This is a genomic window from Acidovorax carolinensis, from assembly GCF_002157145.1.
Classification (GTDB): domain Bacteria; phylum Pseudomonadota; class Gammaproteobacteria; order Burkholderiales; family Burkholderiaceae_C; genus Acidovorax; species Acidovorax carolinensis.
Map to the genome: position 1 here is coordinate 2,778,373 of NZ_CP021361.1, position 19,055 is coordinate 2,797,427.

Consider the following 19,055-nt stretch of genomic DNA (forward strand, 5'->3'; position numbering starts at 1 on the left):
CAATCCAGGTGCCCCCTGAGTCGATGCTGTCGTTAACGACGTCATCGAAAGCAGGATTCGCCTCAGAAAGGAAGAGCTATGACAGCGTCAGGAAAAATTGTCTCCGGCGTACGAACTTTCGTTGCCGACGTGACCGAAGGTTTCCTTGAAATCACCCACAACAGTTTTGCCCTCATCGGGCTTGCCGTTGCCTTTGTCGTTTTGACCCTTACCGCCCGCCCGGACCTGCGTCATGCGGGCGAGGAGCAGCTGAGGGACTGGCTGCAGTCCCGCCAGGTCGCCCTGCTGGACATGCCCGTTGAGCTCGATGCCAGCGAGCGCGCCACCGCGACCAACCCCAAGGACCTGCCCAAAGAGCAGGCCGCGGTGGCCTACTGGCTCAGCAAAAAATACCGCGTGGCTCCAGAGCCCCTGAGCGCGCTGGTCGCCGAAGCCTATGAAACCGGCGCCCGCACCAAGATCGATCCCACACTGATCCTGGCCATCATGGCCATCGAATCGAGCTTCAATCCGTTTGCCCAAAGCGCGGTGGGGGCCCAGGGTCTGATGCAGGTCATGACGCGGGTTCACACCGAGAAGTACGAAAACTTTGGCGGCCATTTCGCGGCATTCGATCCGGTCACCAACCTGCGCGTCGGCGTGAAGGTGCTGCAGGAATGCATCGCGCGGGCCGGATCGGTCGAAGGCGGGCTGCGCTACTACGTGGGTGCGGCGAATCTTCCCGATGATGGCGGATACGCTGCCAAGGTGCTGGCCGAGCATTTCCGGCTGCGTCAGGTCGCGGGTGGACGCTCAGCCCCCATGAACCCGCCCGCAACCCTGTCGACCCAGGCCCCGGCCCGCGCTGTCCCCGTCACCGCACCCGCCACCGCCCCTGACGAGGCTGCTGGCGACAAGATCGCCCTGCTCTAAGACCCCTGACAACCGGCAACCAGATGAGGCGATGGAGCGCCGGTCAGCTACACTAAGGGCGTACGCGACTGGCGATAGGCGCGGCTTCCAGCAGGGTGCCGCCGCTGACGTGGAAACCGGCAAGGGCATGCCTCTTGTGAACCACTAGGGAGCGTGCCGTAGAGGTTCAAGACCTTTTGCGTTCCGCCGTTCGCCTGGGCAGCCCTTGTTTCAAGGGACACAAGTTCATAGGACTGCCATGTACCACCGCAATATTATTGTCGAACAAACCGATCCCGAACTCTTTGCCGCCATCCAGGCCGAAAACAAGCGCCAGGAAGAGCACATCGAGCTGATCGCCAGCGAAAACTACGCCTCGCCCGCCGTGATGTGGGCGCAAGGCACCCAGCTGACCAATAAATACGCCGAAGGCTACCCCGGCAAGCGCTACTACGGTGGCTGCGAGCATGTGGACGTGGCCGAGCAGCTGGCCATCGACCGCGTCAAGCAGATTTTTGGTGCCGAAGCGGCCAACGTGCAGCCCCATTGCGGCGCATCCGCCAACGAAGCCGTGTTCCTGGCCTTCCTCAAGCCTGGCGACACCATCATGGGAATGAGCCTGGCCGAAGGCGGCCACCTGACCCACGGCATGCCACTGAACATGTCGGGCAAGTGGTTCAACGTCATCTCCTATGGACTCAACGCCCAGGAAGCCATTGACTACGACGCGATGGAAGCCAAGGCACGGGAACACAAGCCCAAACTCATCATTGCCGGTGCCTCGGCCTACAGCCTGCACATCGATTTCGAGCGCTTTGCAAGAATAGCCAAGGAAATCGGCGCCATCTTCATGGTGGACATGGCCCACTACGCCGGCCTGATCGCTGCCGGTGTGTACCCCAACCCGTGCCACACGCCGACGTGGTCACCTCCACCACGCACAAGAGCCTGCGCGGCCCGCGCGGCGGCATCATCCTGATGAAGGCCCAGCACGAAAAGGCCATCAACAGCGCCATTTTCCCCGGCCTGCAAGGCGGCCCGCTGATGCACGTGATCGCGGCCAAGGCAGTGGCTTTCAAGGAAGCGATGCAGCCCGAGTTCAAGGCCTACCAGGAACAGGTGGCCAAGAACGCCAAGGTGGTGGCCGAGACGCTGACCGCACGCGGCCTGCGCATTGTGAGCGGCGGCACGCAAAGCCACGTGATGCTGGTCGACCTGCGTGCCAAGGGCATCACTGGCAAGGAAGCCGAGGCCGTGCTGGGCGCTGCCCACATGACCATCAACAAGAACGCCATCCCCAACGACCCTGAAAAGCCGATGGTCACGAGCGGCGTGCGCATTGGCACCCCTGCCATGACCACGCGCGGCTTCAAGGAAGAAGAAGCGCGCATCACCGCCAACCTGATCGCCGACGTGCTGGACAACCCGCGTGACGAGGCCAACATCGCCGCCGTGCGCGCCAAGGTCAACGCGCTGACGGCTCGGTTCCCGGTCTACGGTTAATCCCGGCGCATCGCCCCCATGAAGTGCCCCTTCTGCAGCCACCTTGAAACGCAGGTCGTAGAGACCCGGGTGTCGGAGGACGGGGTCTTCATCCGCCGCAGGCGCCAGTGCGGCGCCTGCGAAAAACGCTTCACCACCTACGAGCGGCCGGAAGTGAATTTTCCGGCCATCGTCAAAAAGGATGGCCGCCGCATCGAGTACGAGCGCGGCAAGCTGCTCGCCTCGTTCAATCTGGCCCTGCGCAAGCGTCCGGTCAGCACTGTCCAGATCGACAGCGCCATCGAGCGCATCGAGGAAAAGCTGCTCAACCTGGGGCAGCGCGAAGTGCTTTCCAGCCGCATTGGTGAACTGGTCATGCGCGAGCTCAAAAAGCTCGACAAGGTGGCCTACATCCGTTTTGCCAGCGTGTACCGCAGCTTCGAAGACATCGACGATTTCCGTGCGATGGTCGATGAGGTTCGCAAGTAAAACGCGTCAAATTAAGGGCATTTCTGGCCCGCAGCGCCTATGCATAAAGCGCCATAAGCTATTAATTGAATAGCAAATTCTGACCAGACACCATCGCCAACAGGCCACACGGTGCCGAGGCAGCGGTTCTACGCCCGCAACGGTTCACTATCAAAAAAAGAGCTACCAGCGCTTGATGCACAAGCGCCTGCGGCACTTTTGATTGTTATTGGCTTGATCCCGTGCCCTCGGCACTGCGGATGATACGGTTCGTCGCCGGGGGCGCCACCGGGCTGTGGGTGCGGAAATACGCCTCCAGCGCGTCCAGGTCCTGGCCGCCGCCCAGCATGTCGGGCGCCTGCGCGAACACCGTAAAATTGTCGCCACCGCCGGCCAGATAGTTGCTCATGGCGACGCGAACGCGGGTTTCGTCGCTCACTGGCTGGCCGTGCAACACCATATGGCTGATGCGCGCACCGGCCGGTCGCGACAGATCGTAGGAATAGCCAAACCCCGCCGACACCGACAGCACGCGCGGCCGCTCTGGCGTATTGGTGCCACTGTGAAACTGCTGCTCCAGCGCCGCGCGCAACTGGGCCCCGGTAAGGCTCTTGACCACCAGGTGGTTGCCAAAAGGCTGCACGGCAAACAGCTGCCCATAGCGCACCAGCCCGCGCTCGTCGGGCACCAGATCGGTACGCACGCCGCCGGGGTTCATGACGGACATCTGCGCCCCGCCCTGCCCGGGCAGGCGCGTCGCATGCAGCTGGGCATCGGCAATCAGGTTGCCCAGCGGTGTTTCGAGCGACGGGGCGGGCTGCCGCACGATGGCGGCGATGGCCTGCCCCACGGGCCGCTGGGCCAGCGGCACGGCCGCTGCGCGGTAGGTGGACACGATGTGCTGCACGCCGGGGTCGGCGGCATACACGGGCACGACCGCATTTGTGTCCACCCGGCCCTGCGGGCCTGTGAACCCTTCGCCCTGCACGATGACCTGGCGCGCCGCCTTGCGCAGCACGCGGCGTGTGCGGGTGTCCACGCGCAGGGCAATGTCGGTGACCAGCGTGCCATACAAGCCTGCGCTGGTCAGCAGAAATGGGCGCTGCGGGTTCACGCTGGCGTAGTCGCACACATAGGCCCGATGCGTGTGGCCCGACACCACTACGTCGATCGCCGGGTCCAGCCGCTCAAGGATGGGCACGATGTCGCCGCTCAGTCCCGCGCAGCTGGTTTCGGTGATGCCGGCCGTGGTGCCTCCGCCCTCGTGGATCACCACCACAATCACATCGGCACCCTGGGCCCGCAGTTGCGGCACGAGCGCATTGGCGGTGGCGGCCTCGTCCTCGAACCGCAGGCCGGCCACGCCGGCGGGCGACACCATGGTGGGGGTGGCCTTGAGCGTGAGACCGATGAACCCCACGGTAACCGTGGCGCCCCCTTCGTGAAACCGCTTGAGCCCCGTGGGTGGCAACAGCGTCTGGCCATCCTCGCGCACGGTGTTGGCGGCCAGAAAACCGAAGCGGGCCCCTTCAAACGGCCGGGATAGCTGGCAGGGCGTGCGCACGGTGAACTGCTCGCAGCCGCCATGCTGCAGCCGCAACAGCTCGCGCCAGCCGCGGTCAAACTCGTGGTTGCCCACGGCGTTGAAGTCGATCTGCATGCGGTTGACAGCCTCGATGGTGGGCTCGTCCAGAAACAGGGCCGACACCAGCGGCGAAGCCCCCACCATGTCGCCCGCGGACACCACCGCGTGGTGCGGATTGCGAGCCTTGAGCGCCGCAATGGCGCTGGCCAGATAGGCCGCGCCACCCGCCGGCACGGCCACGGGCCCCGCAGGCCCGGCACGCTGACCGCCACGCGCGGCGGCTCCAGGTGGCCATGCAGGTCGTTGAAACCAATCAGCGTGATGTCGATGTGCTGCGGAGCCGGCGCCACGGCCGCACAACTGGCCAAGATAGCCAGCACGCCCATGGCAGCGGCGGTGCGTACGCCCTGGAGCGATAACCACCGGGCCATCGCGGGCAACCGGGCCACCTGAGTCCTTAAAGAAACGAAGCCCGGATGGGCGGCACGCTGGCCACCACATCGGCGCACTGGGCGCGGTGGCGCAGGGCGTGGTCCATCACCACCAGGGCCAGCAGCGCCTCGGCAATAGGCGCGGCGCGAATGCCCACACAGGGGTCGTGGCGGCCCTTGGTGACCACCTCGGCACTCTGGCCGTGGATGTCGATCGACTCGCGCGGGCTGATGATGGAACTGGTGGGCTTGATGGCAATGCTCACTTCCAGGTCTTGCCCGGTGCTGATGCCGCCCAGCACGCCGCCGGCGTTGTTGCTGCGAAAACCCTCTGGGCTCATTGAATCGCCATGCGTGGTGCCGCGCTGGGCCACGCTGGCAAAGCCGGCGCCAATCTCCACGCCCTTGACGGCATTGAGCCCCATCATGGCGTAGGCGATATCGGCATCGAGCTTGTCGAACAAGGGCTCGCCCAATCCCACCGGCACCCCCGTGGCCTGCACACGGATGCGGGCACCGCAGGAATCTCCCGCCTTGCGCAAGGCGTCCATGTAGTCCTCGTACTGCTGCACGTCGGCCACGGGGACGAAGAAGGGGTTGTTGCTCACGTGGTCCCAGCTCTCGAACGGGATGGCCAGCTCACCGAGCTGCGTCATGCACGCTCGGAACCGCGCTCCGTATTGCTGGGCCAGCCACTTCTTGGCCACCGCACCGGCTGCCACCGTGGGCGCCGTCAGGCGGGCCGACGAGCGGCCACCGCCGCGCGGATCGCGGATGCCGTATTTGTGCCAGTAGGTGTAGTCGGCGTGGCCGGGCCGAAAGCTCTCGGCAATGTTGCTGTAGTCCTTGCTGCGCTGGTCGGTGTTGCGGATCAGCAGGGCAATCGGCGTGCCGGTGGTCTTGCCCTCGTACACACCCGAGAGAATTTCGACCGCATCGGGCTCGCTCCTCTGCGTGACATGGCGGCTCGTGCCGGGGCGTCGCCGGTCCAGATCGGCCTGGATGTCGGCCTCGGCAAGCGGCATGCCGGGCGGGCAGCCGTCGATCACGCAGCCAATGGCCGGGCCGTGGGATTCACCAAAATTGGTGACTGCGAATAGGGTGCCGAAGGTGTTGCCGCTCATGGCGCCGGATTATCCCAGAGCCGCGCCGTGCCCGATCACAGTCCGGGTCACAGCGTGATGCGCACCCGGCCCAGCGCGTCAGGCCTTGGCTGCGTCCTCGGGCCAGTCGCGGATGTAGGCCTTGAGCATCTTGTTCTCGAAATTCTGGGCGTCCACCACCGCCTTGGCCACGTCGTAGAAGCTGATCACACCCATGAGCATCTTGCGGTCCATCACGGGCATATAGCGCGCGTGGCGATCGAGCATCATGCGGCGCACCTCGTCCATGTCGGTTTCGAGCGTGCAGGTCAGGGGATGGTCGTCCATGGCCGAGCGGACCAGCATGGAGCCCACGCCGCCACCGTTGCGCACGGTCGCCTGGATCACTTCGCGGAATGTGAGCATGCCCACCAGGTCCCCCAGCTCCATCACCACCAGCGAGCCAATGTCTTTTTCAGCCATCACGCTCAAGGCAACGGCAATGGGCTCGTCCGGTGTCACGGTGTAGAGGGTGTTCCCTTTGACGCGAAGGATATCGCTGACTTTCATGGTGGTGTCTCCGAGGGCGCGCTGGGCGCAACAGGCTGGTTCGCGGCAAATATAGCCCACAATGCCCGGCTGCACAGACAACCCTGGAGACTTTGATGCCCGGCTACTCCGACCCCGGCTTTGACACGCTGGCGCTGCACGCAGGCGCCTCGCCCGACCCTGCCACCGGCGCGCGTGCCGTACCCATCCACCTGACGACCTCGTTTGTCTTTGAATCGAGCGACCATGCGGCCTCGCTGTTCAACCTCGAACGCCCGGGCCATGTCTACAGCCGCATCAGCAACCCCACCAATGCGGTGCTGGAGCAGCGCGTGGCTGCCTTGGAAGGCGGCGTGGGCTCCATTGCCGTGGCCAGCGGTCAGGCTGCGCTGCATCTCGCAGTGGCGACGCTCATGGGCGCGGGCAGCCACATCGTGGCCAGCACGGCGCTGTATGGCGGCTCGCAAAACCTGCTGCACTACACACTGCGCCGCTTCGGCATCGAGACCACCTTTGTCAAGCCCGGCGACATCGACGGCTGGCGCGCCGCCGTGCGGCCCAACACCAAGCTGTTTTTTGGCGAAACCGTGGGCAACCCGGGACTGGAGGTGCTGGACATCCCCACCGTGTCTTCCATAGCGCACGAGGCCGGCGTGCCGCTGCTGGTGGACTCCACCCTCACGTCGCCCTGGCTCATCAAGCCGTTTGAACATGGCGCCGATCTGGTCTACCACTCGGCCACCAAGTTCCTGTCGGGCCACGGCACCGTGATCGGTGGCATCGTGGTCGATGGCGGCAGCTTTGACTGGGACGGCCCGAAATCCGCCGGTAAGTTTGCCGAGCTGACCGAGGCTTATGACGGATTTCACAACATGGTGTTCACCGAAGAAAGCACCGTGGGCGCCTTTTTGCTGCGCGCGCGCCGCGAGGGCCTGCGCGACTTTGGCGCCTGCATGAGCCCGCACACGGCCTGGCTCATCCTGCAGGGCATCGAAACCCTGCCCCTGCGCATGGAACGCCACATGCGCAACACGGAAAAGGTGGTCGAATTTTTGGCCGCACAGCCTTTTGTATCGCGTGTGGGCCACCCCATGCTGGCATCGCACCCCAGCCACGCACTGGCGCAAAAGCTGCTGCCGCGCGGCGCGGGCTCGGTGTTCAGCTTTGACCTCCAAGGCAACCGCGAGCAGGGCAAGAAGTTCATCGAAACCCTCAAGGTCTTCAGCCACCTGGCCAATGTGGGAGACTGCCGCAGCCTGGTGATCCACCCGGCCAGCACCACGCATTTCCGCATGACCGACGAAGCCCTGGCCAACGCCGGCATCAGCCAGGGCACGATCCGGCTGTCGATTGGCCTGGAAGATGCCGACGACCTGATCGACGACTTGAAGCGCGCCCTCAAGGCGGCCGAGAAAGCGGGGGCCTGACCATGCATGTCCAAGTCCACGGCAACCCGATTTATTGCTACACCGGCGGCAAGGCGTTTGATGCCACCAAGCCCACGGTGGTGTTCATCCACGGCGTCCTCAACGACCACAGCGTGTGGGCCCTGCAAAGCCGCTACATGGCCAACCACGGCTGGAACGTGCTGGCCATCGACCTGCCCGGCCACTGCCGCAGCGGCGGCGATGCCCCGGCCAGCGTCGAGCAAGGCGCTGCTTTTGTGGCGGCGCTGCTCGATGCCCTGGGCATTGAACGCGCCGCGCTGGTCGGCCACAGCTGGGGCTCGCTGATTGCGCTGGAAGCGGCCGCGCAACTGGGCCCGCGCGTGAGCCACCTGGTGCTGGTGGGCACGGCCTACCCCATGAAGGTGTCGCCCGCGCTCATCGAATCGGCGTTGAATTCGCCCGAAAAGGCGCTGCGCATGGTCAACGTGTTCTCGCGCAGCACGCTGGCACCTCCGTCGGGTGCGGGCTTCTGGGTGTATGGCGCGGGCATGGCGCTGGGCCGCAAGGTGCTGCGCAGCAATCCGCAGGTCAACCTGTTTCACCGCGGCTTCGTGGCCTGCGACAGTTATGCCAACGGCGAGCAGGCCATGGCCCAGGTGCAGTGCCCCGTGCTGTTTGCGCTGGGTGCGCAAGACCAGATGACCGCGCCCAAAGCCGCGCAAGGCCTGATCGCCATTGCCCGCAACGCGGGCCGGGCCGTGCAGGTGGTAAACCTGCCCGTGGGGCACAACCAGATGACCGAGGCGCCCGACGGTACGCTGATGGCCATTCGGGATTTTTTGAACGCATGAGCATGCCACCTGTTTGATCCCAAAACAGTTTTTTTCCGACCTGCCCCAGCGAGGGGCGCGGTCAGGCGGGTCGGATATTCTGGTTGGTGCTGAACAGGTTGGCAGGGTCGTACTGGCGCTTGATCTGCGCCAGGCGATCGTAGTTCTGGCCGTAGGCCGCCTTCACCCGGTCGCTCTCATCGTCGGTCAGAAAATTGACATAGACACCGCCGCTGGCATAAGGCGCCGACGCCTTGAAGAAGTCGCGCGCCCAGCCCATGCCGCGCGCGTCATCAGCCGGGTCGTCCCAGCGGCCGTGAACGTTCATGACGAAGCGGGCATCCCGGTGGGCATAGGCGGCGGCATCGGGCGCGGGCTCGGTGGTGGCGCCGCCAATGGCACCGAAAAATATCTCGCACTGGGGCGATGGCAACCTGGCGATGTAGTCGATGACGGTATCGAACAGTCCGTCCTTGAGCTCCGAAAAATTGTGGGACTTCCAGTAGTTGCGTGCACCGGGCGTGAGCAGCGGATCAAAGGCTTTTTGCCAGGCCACGTAGGGCATCACGTCGACATGGGTGCCAACCGGTGCGCCAAAGTGGAACAGCGGCTCGACCAGCGCTTTTCCCTGCGCCGGGTCGCCGGTGTAGAGCAGCGCCAGCACGATGACCTCCTGGCCGTGAACGCTTTCCGGCAGGAACGGCAGCGGCGGCGCCTTGCGCAGAACGACCCAGACCGACAGTTCGTCAGGCGCCTTGTCCATGAATTCGCGGTACTGCTGCAGCACCTGTTTTGCCTCGGCAATCGGAAACACGATCAGCCCAGCCAACAGATTCGGGCCCACGGGATGCAGCCGGAACTCGAAACGGGTCACCACCCCGAAATTGCCGCTGCCGCCGCGCAGCGCCCAGAACAGGTCTGGATGCTCGGTGGCGCTGGCATGCAGCACCTCTCCAGCCGCCGTCACCACTTCGGCCGATTCCAGGTTGTCGATGGTCATGCCGTATTTGCGGCTGAGCCAGCCAAAGCCGCCGCCCAGCGTGAGGCCGGCGACGCCGGTAGTGGAGTTGATGCCCAGCGGCGTCGCCAGGCCGTGGGCCTGGGTGGCGGCATCAAAATCCGCCAGTGTGGCACCGCCTTCGATGGTGATGCGGCGCGCGTCGGCATCCACCTGCGCCGCCCGCATCTCCGACAGATCAATGACGAGGCCGTCGTTGCACAGCGCGCTGCCGGCAATGTTATGACCACCGCCGCGCACGGCCAGCGGCAAGCCTTGGTCGCGCGCAAAATTCACCGCATGCACCACATCCGCGGTGGTCGTGCAGCAGACGATGGCTGCAGGGTGTTTGTCGATCATCGCGTTCCAGACCTTGCGCGCGGCTTCGTAGGCATAGTCATCCGGAAGAATCACCGGACCCTGAAGCCCCTCTTTCAACGCCCGCACCTGCTGGGTTTGCAAATTTTTCATGGCTTTCTCCTTCGCTGCGGCGGAATTCGCCCCTGGCACAAAGGATGGAGAAAGACCGACCGGTCGCTCCTGATCAGTTGCGTGAGAAATTCACCGCTGGTGCGGTTTAGCACTACGCCGCAGCCCTTGCAAGGCAATCCGCCATCTGGAATAAAGACTTACCTGATTTACCGGCATCTGCTCAACAGAGCCCGTCCGTAGTATTTCAAAAAATGCAATCTGCAAGCCCGAACCCGTTGTTCAGACGCCGCCAGCAAGGCCTGCACAAACCGTTGAAACGGCCGTTGGACGCACCCAGCAGTGCCGCGATGGGCTGGCCAGGCAAGCACAACGACGTAGAACACCTTTACTGGACAGCTGCGCACTTCGCGGTTGAATACACGAATAAATAACCTCCCAGCGCTTACCCATAAGCGCCAACAGCTATTCTTTTTGCAGCAAATCCGCCAGATGCAGTTGCGCCAGCCCGGCGCTGCCCCACAGGGGCTCCAGGCTGCCGGAGCGGTCCAGCAGCAGGCGCTGCAGCAGCGGCTCCAGCAGTGTTCTTTCGGGGTCGGCCAGCAGCACATAGCGTGGCTCGGGGTCGTCGGCAGCGCTCTGCGCCGGGTCGCTGGTGCGCCCCACCCAGTCGAGCGCGGTCAGGGCGTCAAGCACCGGCGCCAGCTGCAGCACGTCCACACGCAACACATGCGCCAGCTGGCTGGCACGCAGGCCCTTGCTGATGTGGCGGCGGGCGCGCTGCAGCTCCTGCAGCACCTCCACCGCCAGCTGGAAAGCCCAGCCCGGCACCGTGCCGCGCCGCGCCACGCCGGCCAGCAAGCTGGGCAGGTAGGCCGCGACCACCGCCCCCAGCAGCACGATGACCCACGCCACATAGATCCAGACCAGCAAAATGGGCAGCGTGGCAAAGGTGCCGTACACCACCGAATAGGTCGGCACCTTGCCCAGGTAGATGGCCAGCACCTTCTTGGCCAGCTCGATGCACACGGCCACAAACAGGCCGCCGGCCCAGGCGTGGCGCCACTTCACGGGCGTGTTGGGCACATAGTGGTACAGCGCAGCCATGCCACTTGCCAGCACAAAAAATTCGATGGAATCGAACAGCAACCGCATGCCATTGGGAACGACCTGAACCAGCCCGCCCGAGGCTGACATCACATACGACGTGAGCGCCAGGCTGGCGCCCAGCACCACGGGCCCCAGCGTGATGGCGGCCCAGTAGATCAGCACCCGCTGGCCCAGCGGCCGCAGGCGCCGCACGCGCCAGATGTTGTTGAGGGTGCGGTCGATGGTCAAAATCAGCGCCAGCGCCGTCACCAGCAAGATGCTGAACCCCGCCACGCCCAGCCGGCTGGCCTGGGCCGCGAACTGGGTGAGGTAACCCAGCACCTGGCGCGAGATGCTGTCGGGCACCAGGCTGTCCACCAGCCAGCGCTGCAGCACCCCCTGCAACTGGCCGAAAATGGGAAACGCCGTGAACAAGGCCAGCGCCACGGTCACAAAAGGCACAAGAGCAAGAATGGTGGTGAACGTGAGGCTGCTGGCCGTCAGGCCCAGGCGGTCTTCACGAAACCGCTCGCGCAGCGTCTGGGCGGTGGTATTCCAGGGAAAGTGCGACAACTCGGTCAGCAACGCCTGCAGGCGCTGGACCATGGTCTGTGGGGTCAAGGACATGGCCGATATGATCCTAGGCCCGGCCACGGACCACGGGGTTGTTTTGATAACGCTGCATGGATGCTGACTATTTGTGCTGAATCAAGCGCGCATTGTGGGCCCAACCGCCGGGCTGGTGCGCAGCCCGCACCGCCCCTTTATTCGACAACACCTTCCATGAACCCATCGCATCCCACCCCTGGCAACGCCGTTGCCGCCACCCGCTGGCTCGCCGCCGGCAGCCTGCTGGCGCTGATTGCCCTGTGCCTGGCCTGGGAGCTGGTGCTGGCCCCGCTGCGCCCCGGCGGCTCGTGGCTGGCGCTCAAGGCGCTGCCGCTGTTCATTCCGCTGGCCGGCATCCTGAAGAACCGCATGTATACCTACCGCTGGGTCAGCCTGGTGATCTGGCTGTACTTCATCGAGGGGGTGGTGCGCGCGTGGGGCGATGCCCCACCGGGTGCGTGGCTGGCCGGCGCCGAGATCGTGCTGTGCGTGGTGCTTTTCACGGCCTGCACGATGCATATACGGCTGCGCCAGCGCAACGCCCGGGCCCAGGCCGCCGCCGACGCCGCCGCTGCGGTTGCGCCGTAACACCCCACAGACACTGCCGGCTCACACAGCCCCGTTCACTGTTTCCTGAAAGACCACTATGTCCACCCTGATTGACACCTTGCGGCGCATTGTGGGGGCCCCCCATGTCCTGACCGACGGCGACCTGAGCGCCTGGGAGCAAGACTGGCGCCGCCGCGAACGCGGCAAGGCGCTGGCCGTGGTGCGCCCCGGCAACACCGACGAAGTGGCGGCCGTGGTGCGCGCCTGCGCAGCTTCGGGCACATCCATCGTGCCGCAGGGCGGCAACACCGGCCTGGCCGTGGGCTCGACGCCTGACACCTCGGGCACGCAGGTGGTGCTGAGCCTCACGCGCATGGCCGCCGTGCGCGCCCTCGACAAGGACAACCTCACCATGACGGTAGAGGCCGGCTGCATCCTGCAGAACGTGCAGGACGCGGCCGACAAGGCGGGCCTGCTGTTCCCCCTGTCGCTGGCCGCCGAGGGCAGCTGCACCATCGGCGGAAACCTGGGCACCAATGCCGGCGGCACGCAGGTGGTGCGCTACGGCAATGCGCGCGACCTGTGCCTGGGCCTCGAAGTGGTCACACCGAAGGGCGACATTTGGAACGGCCTCAAGGGCCTGCGCAAGGACAACACGGGCTATGACCTGCGCAACCTGTTCATTGGCAGCGAAGGCACGCTGGGCATCATCACCGCCGCCACGCTCAAGCTGTACCCCAAGCCCGCGGCGCAGCTCACGGCCTGGGCCGCCGTGCCCTCCATGGAACATGCCGTGGCACTGCTGGGACTGGCGCACAAGCACCTGGGCGCGGGGCTCACCGGCTTTGAAGTAATGGGCCGCTTTGCCCTGGGCCTGGTGCACAAGCACATGCCGCAACTGCGCGTGCCCTTCATCGAGCAGGAAGACGTGCCCTATGGCGTTTTGCTGGAAAACTCCGACAGCGAATCCGAGGACCACGCCCGCGCACGCTTTGAGGCGCTGCTCGAAACCGCTTTCGAGGCCGGCTGCGTGACCGATGCGGTGGTGGCAGAAAACCTCTCGCAAGCGCATAACCTGTGGCATATCCGCGAGAGCATTCCGCTGGCGCAAGCCGAAGAGGGGCTGAACATCAAGCACGACATTTCGGTGCCCATTTCGCGCATTCCGGCGTTTGTCGAATATGCCGATGCCATGATGGCGCGCGAGATTCCCGGCGTGCGCCTGGTCAACTTCGGCCACCTGGGCGATGGCAACCTGCACTACAACGTGCAGGCCCCGTGGATGGCGACCCCAAGGTGTTCCTGCGCGAGCAGGAAGAAAACGTCAACCACCTGGTGTACGAGGCCGTGGCGCAATTCGGCGGCTCGTTCTCGGCCGAGCACGGCATTGGCGCACTCAAGGTGGACAAGCTGGAAAAGTACCAGTCACCCACGGCGCTGGCGATGATGCGCGCCATTAAGGCGGCGCTTGATCCGCAAGGCATCATGAACCCGGGGCGCGTGCTGGGCAGCGCACCGGCCGTGCCGACAGCCCCGGCGCCTTGATGGCGGGCCGTTGCCTGTCCCCTGCAAACGCTTCTATTTCGATAGCTTCTAGCGCTTAACCAGCAAGGGCCAGCGCATTAAAACACCTTAAACAGGCCACAAGCCAAGCACCGCATGAGCCTCATCCAAGCCCTGCCCCCGGGGGCGCTCGACATCGTCGGCGACATCCATGGCGAAATCGACGCACTGGAGCAGTTGCTGGCCCATCTGGGCTACGACGCCCAGGGCCGGCACCGTGATGGCCGCACGCTGGTCTTTGTGGGCGACTTCTGCGACCGGGGCCCCGACAGCCCCGCCGTGCTCGCCCGCGTGGCGCAGCTGGTGGCCAGCGCAAGCGCCGTGGCCGTGATCGGCAACCACGAGATCAACCTGCTGCGCAACGACGCCAAGGACGGTGCCGGCTGGTACTTCGATGCGCGCCTGGCCTCCGACGAGGGCAAATACGCACCCTTTGCCCGCCCCACGGCCAGCGAGCGTGCGGCCATCGTCGCCTTTCTGGGCACCCTGCCCGTGGCGCTAGAGCGAGACGATCTGCGCATCGTGCACGCCGCCTGGCTGCCCACCCAGATCGCCGCCGCCCGCCAGTTGGCCGCTGGCAGCGTGCGCGCCGAATACGACCACTGGGAAGCCGAGGTGCGCCGGCAGGCACAAGACGGCACGCTGGCCCGGCGCATGGCGGCCGAGCGCCAGCAGTGGCCGCACGACCTGGAAGACCCGCTGCACAAGCCACCCTTCCTGCAGGCCCACGCCGACAACGAGCTGCTCAAGGCCATGCTGAACCCGCTCAAGGTACTGACCTCGGGGGTCGAACGCCAGGGCACCGACCCCTTCCATGCTGGCGGCAAATGGCGCTTTGTCGAGCGCATTGCCTGGTGGGACAGCTACACCGACGCCACCCCCGTGGTGATGGGCCACTACTGGCGGCGACCCATCGTGCTGACGCCCCGCGCCCTGGGCGACCTGACGCCCGAAGAGGCCGGCCTGTTTGGCCACACACCGCCCTTTGCCTGGCATGGCCAGCGCCACAACGTCTTTTGCGTGGACTACTCGGTGGGTGGCCGCTGGCGGGCCCGCAAGGCCGGCACGCCCCACGACCCGCAATACCGGCTGGCCGCCCTGCGCTGGCCCGAACGTACGCTGCTGTTCGAGGACGGCACCGAGGTGCCCACCACGGGATTTGGCGCCTGATGACTCCCGGGCCAGCCCACCGCCCCGCAGCCACGGAACCCGACTCGACCATCGGTGGCACACTATCGGGCCCGGCGCCACAGCACGCCGCCGCCCCTTGTCAAACGCTTCAAACGCCTGCTTTTCCCCCATGACTTCCGCCCCTACCCTGCGCCCCGTGCGCACGCAATACGAAGATTTCATGCGCCATGTGTTCACGCACGGCATGGACAAGGGTGACCGCACGGGCACGGGCACAAAAAGCGTTTTTGGCCACCAGATGCGGTTTGACCTGCGCGAGGGCTTTCCGCTGGTCACCACGAAAAAGGTGCACCTCAAGTCCATCATCGTGGAGCTGCTGTGGTTCCTCACGGGCTCCAGCAGCAACCTGTGGCTCAAAGAACGCGGCGTCACGATCTGGGACGAATGGGCGCGCCCCGATGGCGACCTGGGCCCGGTCTATGGCGTGCAGTGGCGCAGCTGGCCCACGCCCGATGGCGGCCATATCGACCAGATCAGCCAGGTGATCGATACGCTCAAGACCAACCCCGACTCGCGCCGCATCATCGTGAGCAGCTGGAACGTGGCCGACCTCAACAAGATGGCGCTGATGCCCTGCCATGCCTTCTTCCAGTTTTATGTGGCCCCCGCCACCACGCCGGGCGGCAGGGGCACCCTAAGCTGCCAGCTTTACCAGCGCAGCGCCGACATCTTTCTGGGCGTGCCCTTCAACATTGCGTCATACGCACTGCTCACGCACATGGTGGCGCAGCAGTGCGACCTGGAAGTGGGCGACTTCATCTGGACCGGCGGCGACTGCCACATCTACAGCAACCACACCGAGCAGGTGCAGACGCAACTGGCGCGCGCACCCTATCCCTACCCGGTGCTGAATATCAAGCGCCGGCCCGACAGCATCTTCGACTACCAGTTTGATGACTTTGAAGTGCTCGACTATCAGTGCCACCCGGCCATCAAGGCGCCGGTGGCGGTGTAAATCCTGGGCGGCTGCAACCTTTTTGGGACCCGCAGTAGACATCGTTGAAACTACCTGCGAAGCTGGCGGCCTTCGAGGAGCAATGAACGATGACCCCATCTGCCGCACCTTCCATCGAAAGCATCCGCAACCTGTGCCTGCTCGGGCCCACGGCGGCCGGCAAGACCACCCTGGCCGAGGCGCTGCTGCTGCACGCCGGCGCCATCAAGGTGGCAGGCAGCGTGGAGCGCGGCACCACCGTCAGCGACCATGATCCGCTGGAGATCAAGACCCAGCACTCGCTGCAGTCTTCGGTCATGCATGCCGAGCATGGCGGCTGCCGCATCCACCTGATCGACACGCCCGGCCTGCCCGACTTCATCGGCCAGAGCCTGGCCGCACTGGAGGCGGTGGAAACGGCGGCCATCGTCATCAGCGCCGCGGCGGGCATCGAGCCGATGGCGCGGCGCATGATGGAGTACGCGGCCGAGCGACAGCTGGACCGCCTGATCATCGTCAACAAGATCGACGCCGAAGGCGCCGATCTGCCCGCCTTGCTGGCCGACATTCAGGCAACGTTTGGCAAGGAGTGCCTGCCGCTGAACCTGCCGGACGCGGGGGCGACGCAGGTGGTGGATTGCTTCTACCAGCGCACTGGGCACAGCGATTTTGGTGCCGTGCAGGATGCCCACCGTGCACTGGTCGAACAGGTGGTGGAGGTCGATGCCGGCTTTGTCGAACGCTATCTGAATGACGGCGACGTCGACCCCGGCGAGCTGCACGCGCCGCTGGAGCAGGCGCTGCGCGAGGGACATCTGGTGCCGGTGTGCTTTGTCTCGGCGCGCACGGGCGCGGGCGTGGCCGAGCTGCTCGATGTGATTGCCAGGCTGCTGCCGAACCCGACCGAGGGCAATCCGCCCGATTTTCTGAACGGCGAGGGCGATGCCGCGCAACCGCTGCGCGCCAGGCCCGATGCGGCGGCCCATGTGCTGGGCCATGTGTTCAAGGTCAGCATCGACCCCTATGTGGGCAAGCTGGGCTTTGTGCGCGTGCACCAGGGCACGATCATGCCCGGCATGCAGCTGTACGTGGGCGACGGGCGCAAACCGTTCAAGGTGGCCCATGTGTACCGGCAACAGGGCAAGACCCATGTCGAGGTGGCGAACGCCGGGCCGGGCGACATCTGCGTCATCGGCAAGGTCGACGAGCTGCACTTTGACGCCGTACTGCACGACGCCGCGCAAGACGAGCCTATCCACCTCAAGCCCCTGCCCTTTCCGATGCCGGTGCACGGTATCGCGATTGCGCCAAAGCGGCGCGGTGACGAGCAGCGCATGTGGGACATCATGAACAAGCTGGTGGCCGAGGACCCTTGCCTGCTGATTGAGCATGTGCCGGCCACCAACCAGACCATCGCCCGCGGCCTGGGCGATCTGCACCTGCGTGTGCTGCTGGAGCGCCTGCGCGATGTCTACAAGTTCGAGGTGGACACGCAAGCGCCCCGCATTGCCTACCGCGAGACCATCACGCGCAACGCGGCGGCGCAGTACCGCCACAAGAAGCAAAGCGGCGGCTCCGGCCAGTTTGGCGAGGTGCATCTGCGCATCGAGCCGCTGGCGCGTGGCGCGGGCTTCGAGTTCGTGGACCAGGTCAAGGGCGGCACCATTCCCGGCCAGTTCATGCCAGCGGTGGAAAAGGGCGTGCGCGAGGCACTGACCGAGGGCGTGATCGCCGGCTACCCGGTGCAGGATGTGCGCGTGGTCGTGTACGACGGCAAGCACCACGCGGTGGACAGCAAGGAGGTGGCCTTCGTCACTGCGGGCAAGAGGGCCTTCCAGGCTGCCATCCGCGAGGCCGGGCCGGTAGTGCTGGAGCCGATCGCGCGCATCCAGGTCACCGCACCGGAGAGTGCGACGGGCGCCATCACGGGCGACTTGGCCGCGCGCCGCGGCGTGGTCAGCGGCACCGACAGCGACCGGCTGGGCCAGCTCACCGTGAATGGCGAGGCGCCAATGGCCGAGCTGACCGACTACCAGAGCCGGCTGAATGCCATGACCGCCGGCCAGGGCAGCTACGCCTTGGCCCTATCGCACTACGAGGCGGTGCCGCCCGGGGTGCAGCAAAAACTGGTCGGCCAGCACAAGGTGCAGGACGAATGAGCCCAGGGGCTGTTCATGCTGTTTTTGCCCATGCGCTGCCGCCGCCCCCTCGTGGTGCGAGCCGTGCATGGGCCACGGGCGTTATGCTCGTCGCATCATGGAAATCGCCCTCATCTACGCCCGCGCCGCCAATGGCGTGATCGGCCACAACGGCACCATGCCTTGGCACCTGCCCGAGGACCTGGCGCACTTCAAGCAACTCACCCAAGGCCACCCGGTCATCATGGGGCGCAAGACCTGGGACTCGCTGCCCGCGCGCTTTCGCCCGCTGCCCGGCCGCACCAACATCGTCGTGACACGCCAGGCTGATTGGCATGAAACAGGGGCACAGCGTGCTTGCAGCCTGCGTGAAGCGCTATCATTGGCAGAGCAAACTTCCCCCGTGGTGTGGGTCATGGGCGGCGCGCAAATCTACGCCCAGGCCCTGCCTTTGGCCACGCGCGTGGAGGTGACCGAGATCGCGCGCGACTACGAGGGCGATGCCCACGCACCCCAGCTCGGCCCCGAGTGGGTGGAGACCGCACGCCACCACCATGTGAGCGCAGGCGGCCTGCCCTACAGCTTCGCCACCTTCGAGCGCCGCACCTGAGCAACTCTTCAGGCGCTTTCGCACACTCTTTTTTTAATAGCTACTGGCGCTTGCTGGTAAAGCGCTGGAGACCAATAACATGCAAATTGCAACCTGAATTCGGCATTGGCGTTTCAAGTGGTCTCAAGATTTCTCAAAAATCACAAAAAACCCAATCATAACAACAACTTAAAAAATCATACCGTCTCATGACGTTCAAGGAGTTTTCGTTAAATCTTGAACGATTGGGGGTATATTTGG

Annotated in this window: 14 protein-coding genes, 3 pseudogenes and 1 riboswitch; of the genes and pseudogenes, 12 read left to right on the plus strand and 5 right to left on the minus strand. The window is 65.1% G+C overall.

Annotated features, from left to right (window positions below; genetic code table 11):
* Nucleotides 1-78: 78 nt before the first annotated feature.
* The 3 genes and pseudogenes from CBP34_RS13005 to nrdR all read left to right on the plus strand — a co-directional run bounded on the left by CBP34_RS13005 (nucleotide 79) and on the right by nrdR (nucleotide 2,862).
* Nucleotides 79-912, plus strand: coding sequence for a lytic transglycosylase domain-containing protein (locus CBP34_RS13005; protein ID WP_086927730.1), 834 nt, complete (start codon nucleotides 79-81; stop codon nucleotides 910-912).
* A 54-nt stretch (nucleotides 913-966) separates the two neighbouring features.
* Nucleotides 967-1,119: riboswitch (ZMP/ZTP riboswitch) on the plus strand.
* A gap of 31 nt (nucleotides 1,120-1,150) precedes the next feature.
* Nucleotides 1,151-2,394 (plus strand): annotated as a pseudogene (glyA, locus tag CBP34_RS13010) (serine hydroxymethyltransferase).
* Nucleotides 2,395-2,412: 18 nt separating this feature from the next.
* Nucleotides 2,413-2,862 (plus strand): transcriptional regulator NrdR, encoded by a 450-nt coding sequence (nrdR, locus tag CBP34_RS13015; RefSeq protein ID WP_086912850.1) that lies wholly within the window; start codon nucleotides 2,413-2,415, stop codon nucleotides 2,860-2,862.
* A 205-nt stretch (nucleotides 2,863-3,067) separates the two neighbouring features.
* Here nrdR and CBP34_RS13020 read toward each other — a convergent pair.
* Nucleotides 3,068-4,776 (minus strand): annotated as a pseudogene (locus CBP34_RS13020) (bifunctional metallophosphatase/5'-nucleotidase).
* Here CBP34_RS13020 and CBP34_RS20085 point away from each other — a divergent pair.
* Nucleotides 4,730-4,879, plus strand: a complete 150-nt coding sequence (locus CBP34_RS20085; RefSeq protein WP_236748609.1) for a hypothetical protein — start codon at nucleotides 4,730-4,732, stop codon at nucleotides 4,877-4,879. The pseudogene CBP34_RS13020 and the gene CBP34_RS20085 overlap by 47 nt on opposite strands.
* 4 nt (nucleotides 4,880-4,883) lie before the next feature.
* Here CBP34_RS20085 and aroC read toward each other — a convergent pair whose 3' ends face one another.
* A complete protein-coding gene (gene aroC / locus CBP34_RS13025) occupies nucleotides 4,884-5,981 on the minus strand; it encodes a chorismate synthase (protein WP_094098279.1) in 1,098 nt (365 codons plus the stop codon).
* A 78-nt stretch (nucleotides 5,982-6,059) separates the two neighbouring features.
* Nucleotides 6,060-6,509 carry a CBS domain-containing protein gene (locus CBP34_RS13030; RefSeq protein ID WP_086912853.1) on the minus strand — a complete coding sequence of 150 codons (450 nt, stop codon included), beginning with the start codon at nucleotides 6,507-6,509 and terminating at the stop codon, nucleotides 6,060-6,062.
* 95 nt (nucleotides 6,510-6,604) lie between these two features.
* Here CBP34_RS13030 and CBP34_RS13035 point away from each other — a divergent pair, with 95 nt between their 5' ends.
* Both CBP34_RS13035 and CBP34_RS13040 read left to right on the plus strand, forming a co-directional pair.
* Nucleotides 6,605-7,915 carry an O-acetylhomoserine aminocarboxypropyltransferase gene (locus CBP34_RS13035; protein ID WP_094098280.1) on the plus strand — a complete coding sequence of 437 codons (1,311 nt, stop codon included), beginning with the start codon at nucleotides 6,605-6,607 and terminating at the stop codon, nucleotides 7,913-7,915.
* Nucleotides 7,916-7,917: 2 nt separating this feature from the next.
* Complete coding sequence (locus CBP34_RS13040; protein ID WP_094098281.1) at nucleotides 7,918-8,727, plus strand: alpha/beta fold hydrolase; 810 nt, start codon at nucleotides 7,918-7,920, stop codon at nucleotides 8,725-8,727.
* 61 nt (nucleotides 8,728-8,788) lie between these two features.
* On the opposite strand, the gene CBP34_RS13045 is transcribed toward CBP34_RS13040, so the two are convergent.
* Together CBP34_RS13045 and CBP34_RS13050 are read right to left on the minus strand one after the other, a co-directional pair.
* Entirely contained in the window at nucleotides 8,789-10,174 is a 1,386-nt protein-coding gene (locus CBP34_RS13045; RefSeq protein ID WP_094098282.1) for an FAD-binding oxidoreductase, read from the minus strand.
* 423 nt (nucleotides 10,175-10,597) lie between these two features.
* Nucleotides 10,598-11,848: a YihY family inner membrane protein gene (locus CBP34_RS13050; RefSeq protein ID WP_094098283.1), complete on the minus strand. Its 1,251-nt coding sequence runs from the start codon at nucleotides 11,846-11,848 to the stop codon at nucleotides 10,598-10,600.
* Nucleotides 11,849-12,004: 156 nt separating this feature from the next.
* Between CBP34_RS13050 and CBP34_RS13055 the strand changes: the two genes are divergently transcribed.
* From CBP34_RS13055 to CBP34_RS13080, 6 genes and pseudogenes are all read left to right on the plus strand, one after another.
* Nucleotides 12,005-12,418, plus strand: a complete 414-nt coding sequence (locus CBP34_RS13055) for a DUF2069 domain-containing protein (RefSeq protein ID WP_094098284.1) — start codon at nucleotides 12,005-12,007, stop codon at nucleotides 12,416-12,418.
* Between the two features lie 58 nt (nucleotides 12,419-12,476).
* Nucleotides 12,477-13,924 (plus strand): annotated as a pseudogene (locus tag CBP34_RS13060) (FAD-binding oxidoreductase).
* A gap of 114 nt (nucleotides 13,925-14,038) precedes the next feature.
* On the plus strand, nucleotides 14,039-15,112 hold the full coding sequence (locus CBP34_RS13065) for a metallophosphoesterase (RefSeq protein ID WP_094098285.1): 1,074 nt from the start codon (nucleotides 14,039-14,041) through the stop codon (nucleotides 15,110-15,112).
* Between the two features lie 130 nt (nucleotides 15,113-15,242).
* Nucleotides 15,243-16,088 (plus strand): thymidylate synthase, encoded by an 846-nt coding sequence (locus tag CBP34_RS13070; protein ID WP_094098286.1) that lies wholly within the window; start codon nucleotides 15,243-15,245, stop codon nucleotides 16,086-16,088.
* Nucleotides 16,089-16,177: 89 nt separating this feature from the next.
* On the plus strand, nucleotides 16,178-18,226 hold the full coding sequence (gene fusA / locus CBP34_RS13075; protein WP_094098287.1) for an elongation factor G: 2,049 nt from the start codon (nucleotides 16,178-16,180) through the stop codon (nucleotides 18,224-18,226).
* A gap of 97 nt (nucleotides 18,227-18,323) precedes the next feature.
* A complete protein-coding gene (locus CBP34_RS13080) occupies nucleotides 18,324-18,815 on the plus strand; it encodes a dihydrofolate reductase (protein ID WP_094098288.1) in 492 nt (163 codons plus the stop codon).
* Nucleotides 18,816-19,055 lie beyond the last annotated feature (240 nt).

Excerpts from the sequence above, each read along its gene's own strand:
- CBP34_RS13005 (WP_086927730.1), top strand. The coding sequence starts at position 79 with ATGACAGCGTCAGGAAAAATTGTCTCCGGCGTACGAACTTTCGTTGCC.
- nrdR (WP_086912850.1), top strand. The coding sequence starts at position 2,413 with ATGAAGTGCCCCTTCTGCAGCCACCTTGAAACGCAGGTCGTAGAGACC.
- aroC (WP_094098279.1), bottom strand. The coding sequence starts at position 5,981 with ATGAGCGGCAACACCTTCGGCACCCTATTCGCAGTCACCAATTTTGGT.
- CBP34_RS13030 (WP_086912853.1), bottom strand. The coding sequence starts at position 6,509 with ATGAAAGTCAGCGATATCCTTCGCGTCAAAGGGAACACCCTCTACACC.
- CBP34_RS13035 (WP_094098280.1), top strand. The coding sequence starts at position 6,605 with ATGCCCGGCTACTCCGACCCCGGCTTTGACACGCTGGCGCTGCACGCA.
- CBP34_RS13040 (WP_094098281.1), top strand. The coding sequence starts at position 7,918 with ATGCATGTCCAAGTCCACGGCAACCCGATTTATTGCTACACCGGCGGC.
- CBP34_RS13045 (WP_094098282.1), bottom strand. The coding sequence starts at position 10,174 with ATGAAAAATTTGCAAACCCAGCAGGTGCGGGCGTTGAAAGAGGGGCTT.
- CBP34_RS13050 (WP_094098283.1), bottom strand. The coding sequence starts at position 11,848 with ATGTCCTTGACCCCACAGACCATGGTCCAGCGCCTGCAGGCGTTGCTG.
- CBP34_RS13055 (WP_094098284.1), top strand. The coding sequence starts at position 12,005 with ATGAACCCATCGCATCCCACCCCTGGCAACGCCGTTGCCGCCACCCGC.
- CBP34_RS13065 (WP_094098285.1), top strand. The coding sequence starts at position 14,039 with ATGAGCCTCATCCAAGCCCTGCCCCCGGGGGCGCTCGACATCGTCGGC.
- CBP34_RS13070 (WP_094098286.1), top strand. The coding sequence starts at position 15,243 with ATGACTTCCGCCCCTACCCTGCGCCCCGTGCGCACGCAATACGAAGAT.
- fusA (WP_094098287.1), top strand. The coding sequence starts at position 16,178 with ATGACCCCATCTGCCGCACCTTCCATCGAAAGCATCCGCAACCTGTGC.
- CBP34_RS13080 (WP_094098288.1), top strand. The coding sequence starts at position 18,324 with ATGGAAATCGCCCTCATCTACGCCCGCGCCGCCAATGGCGTGATCGGC.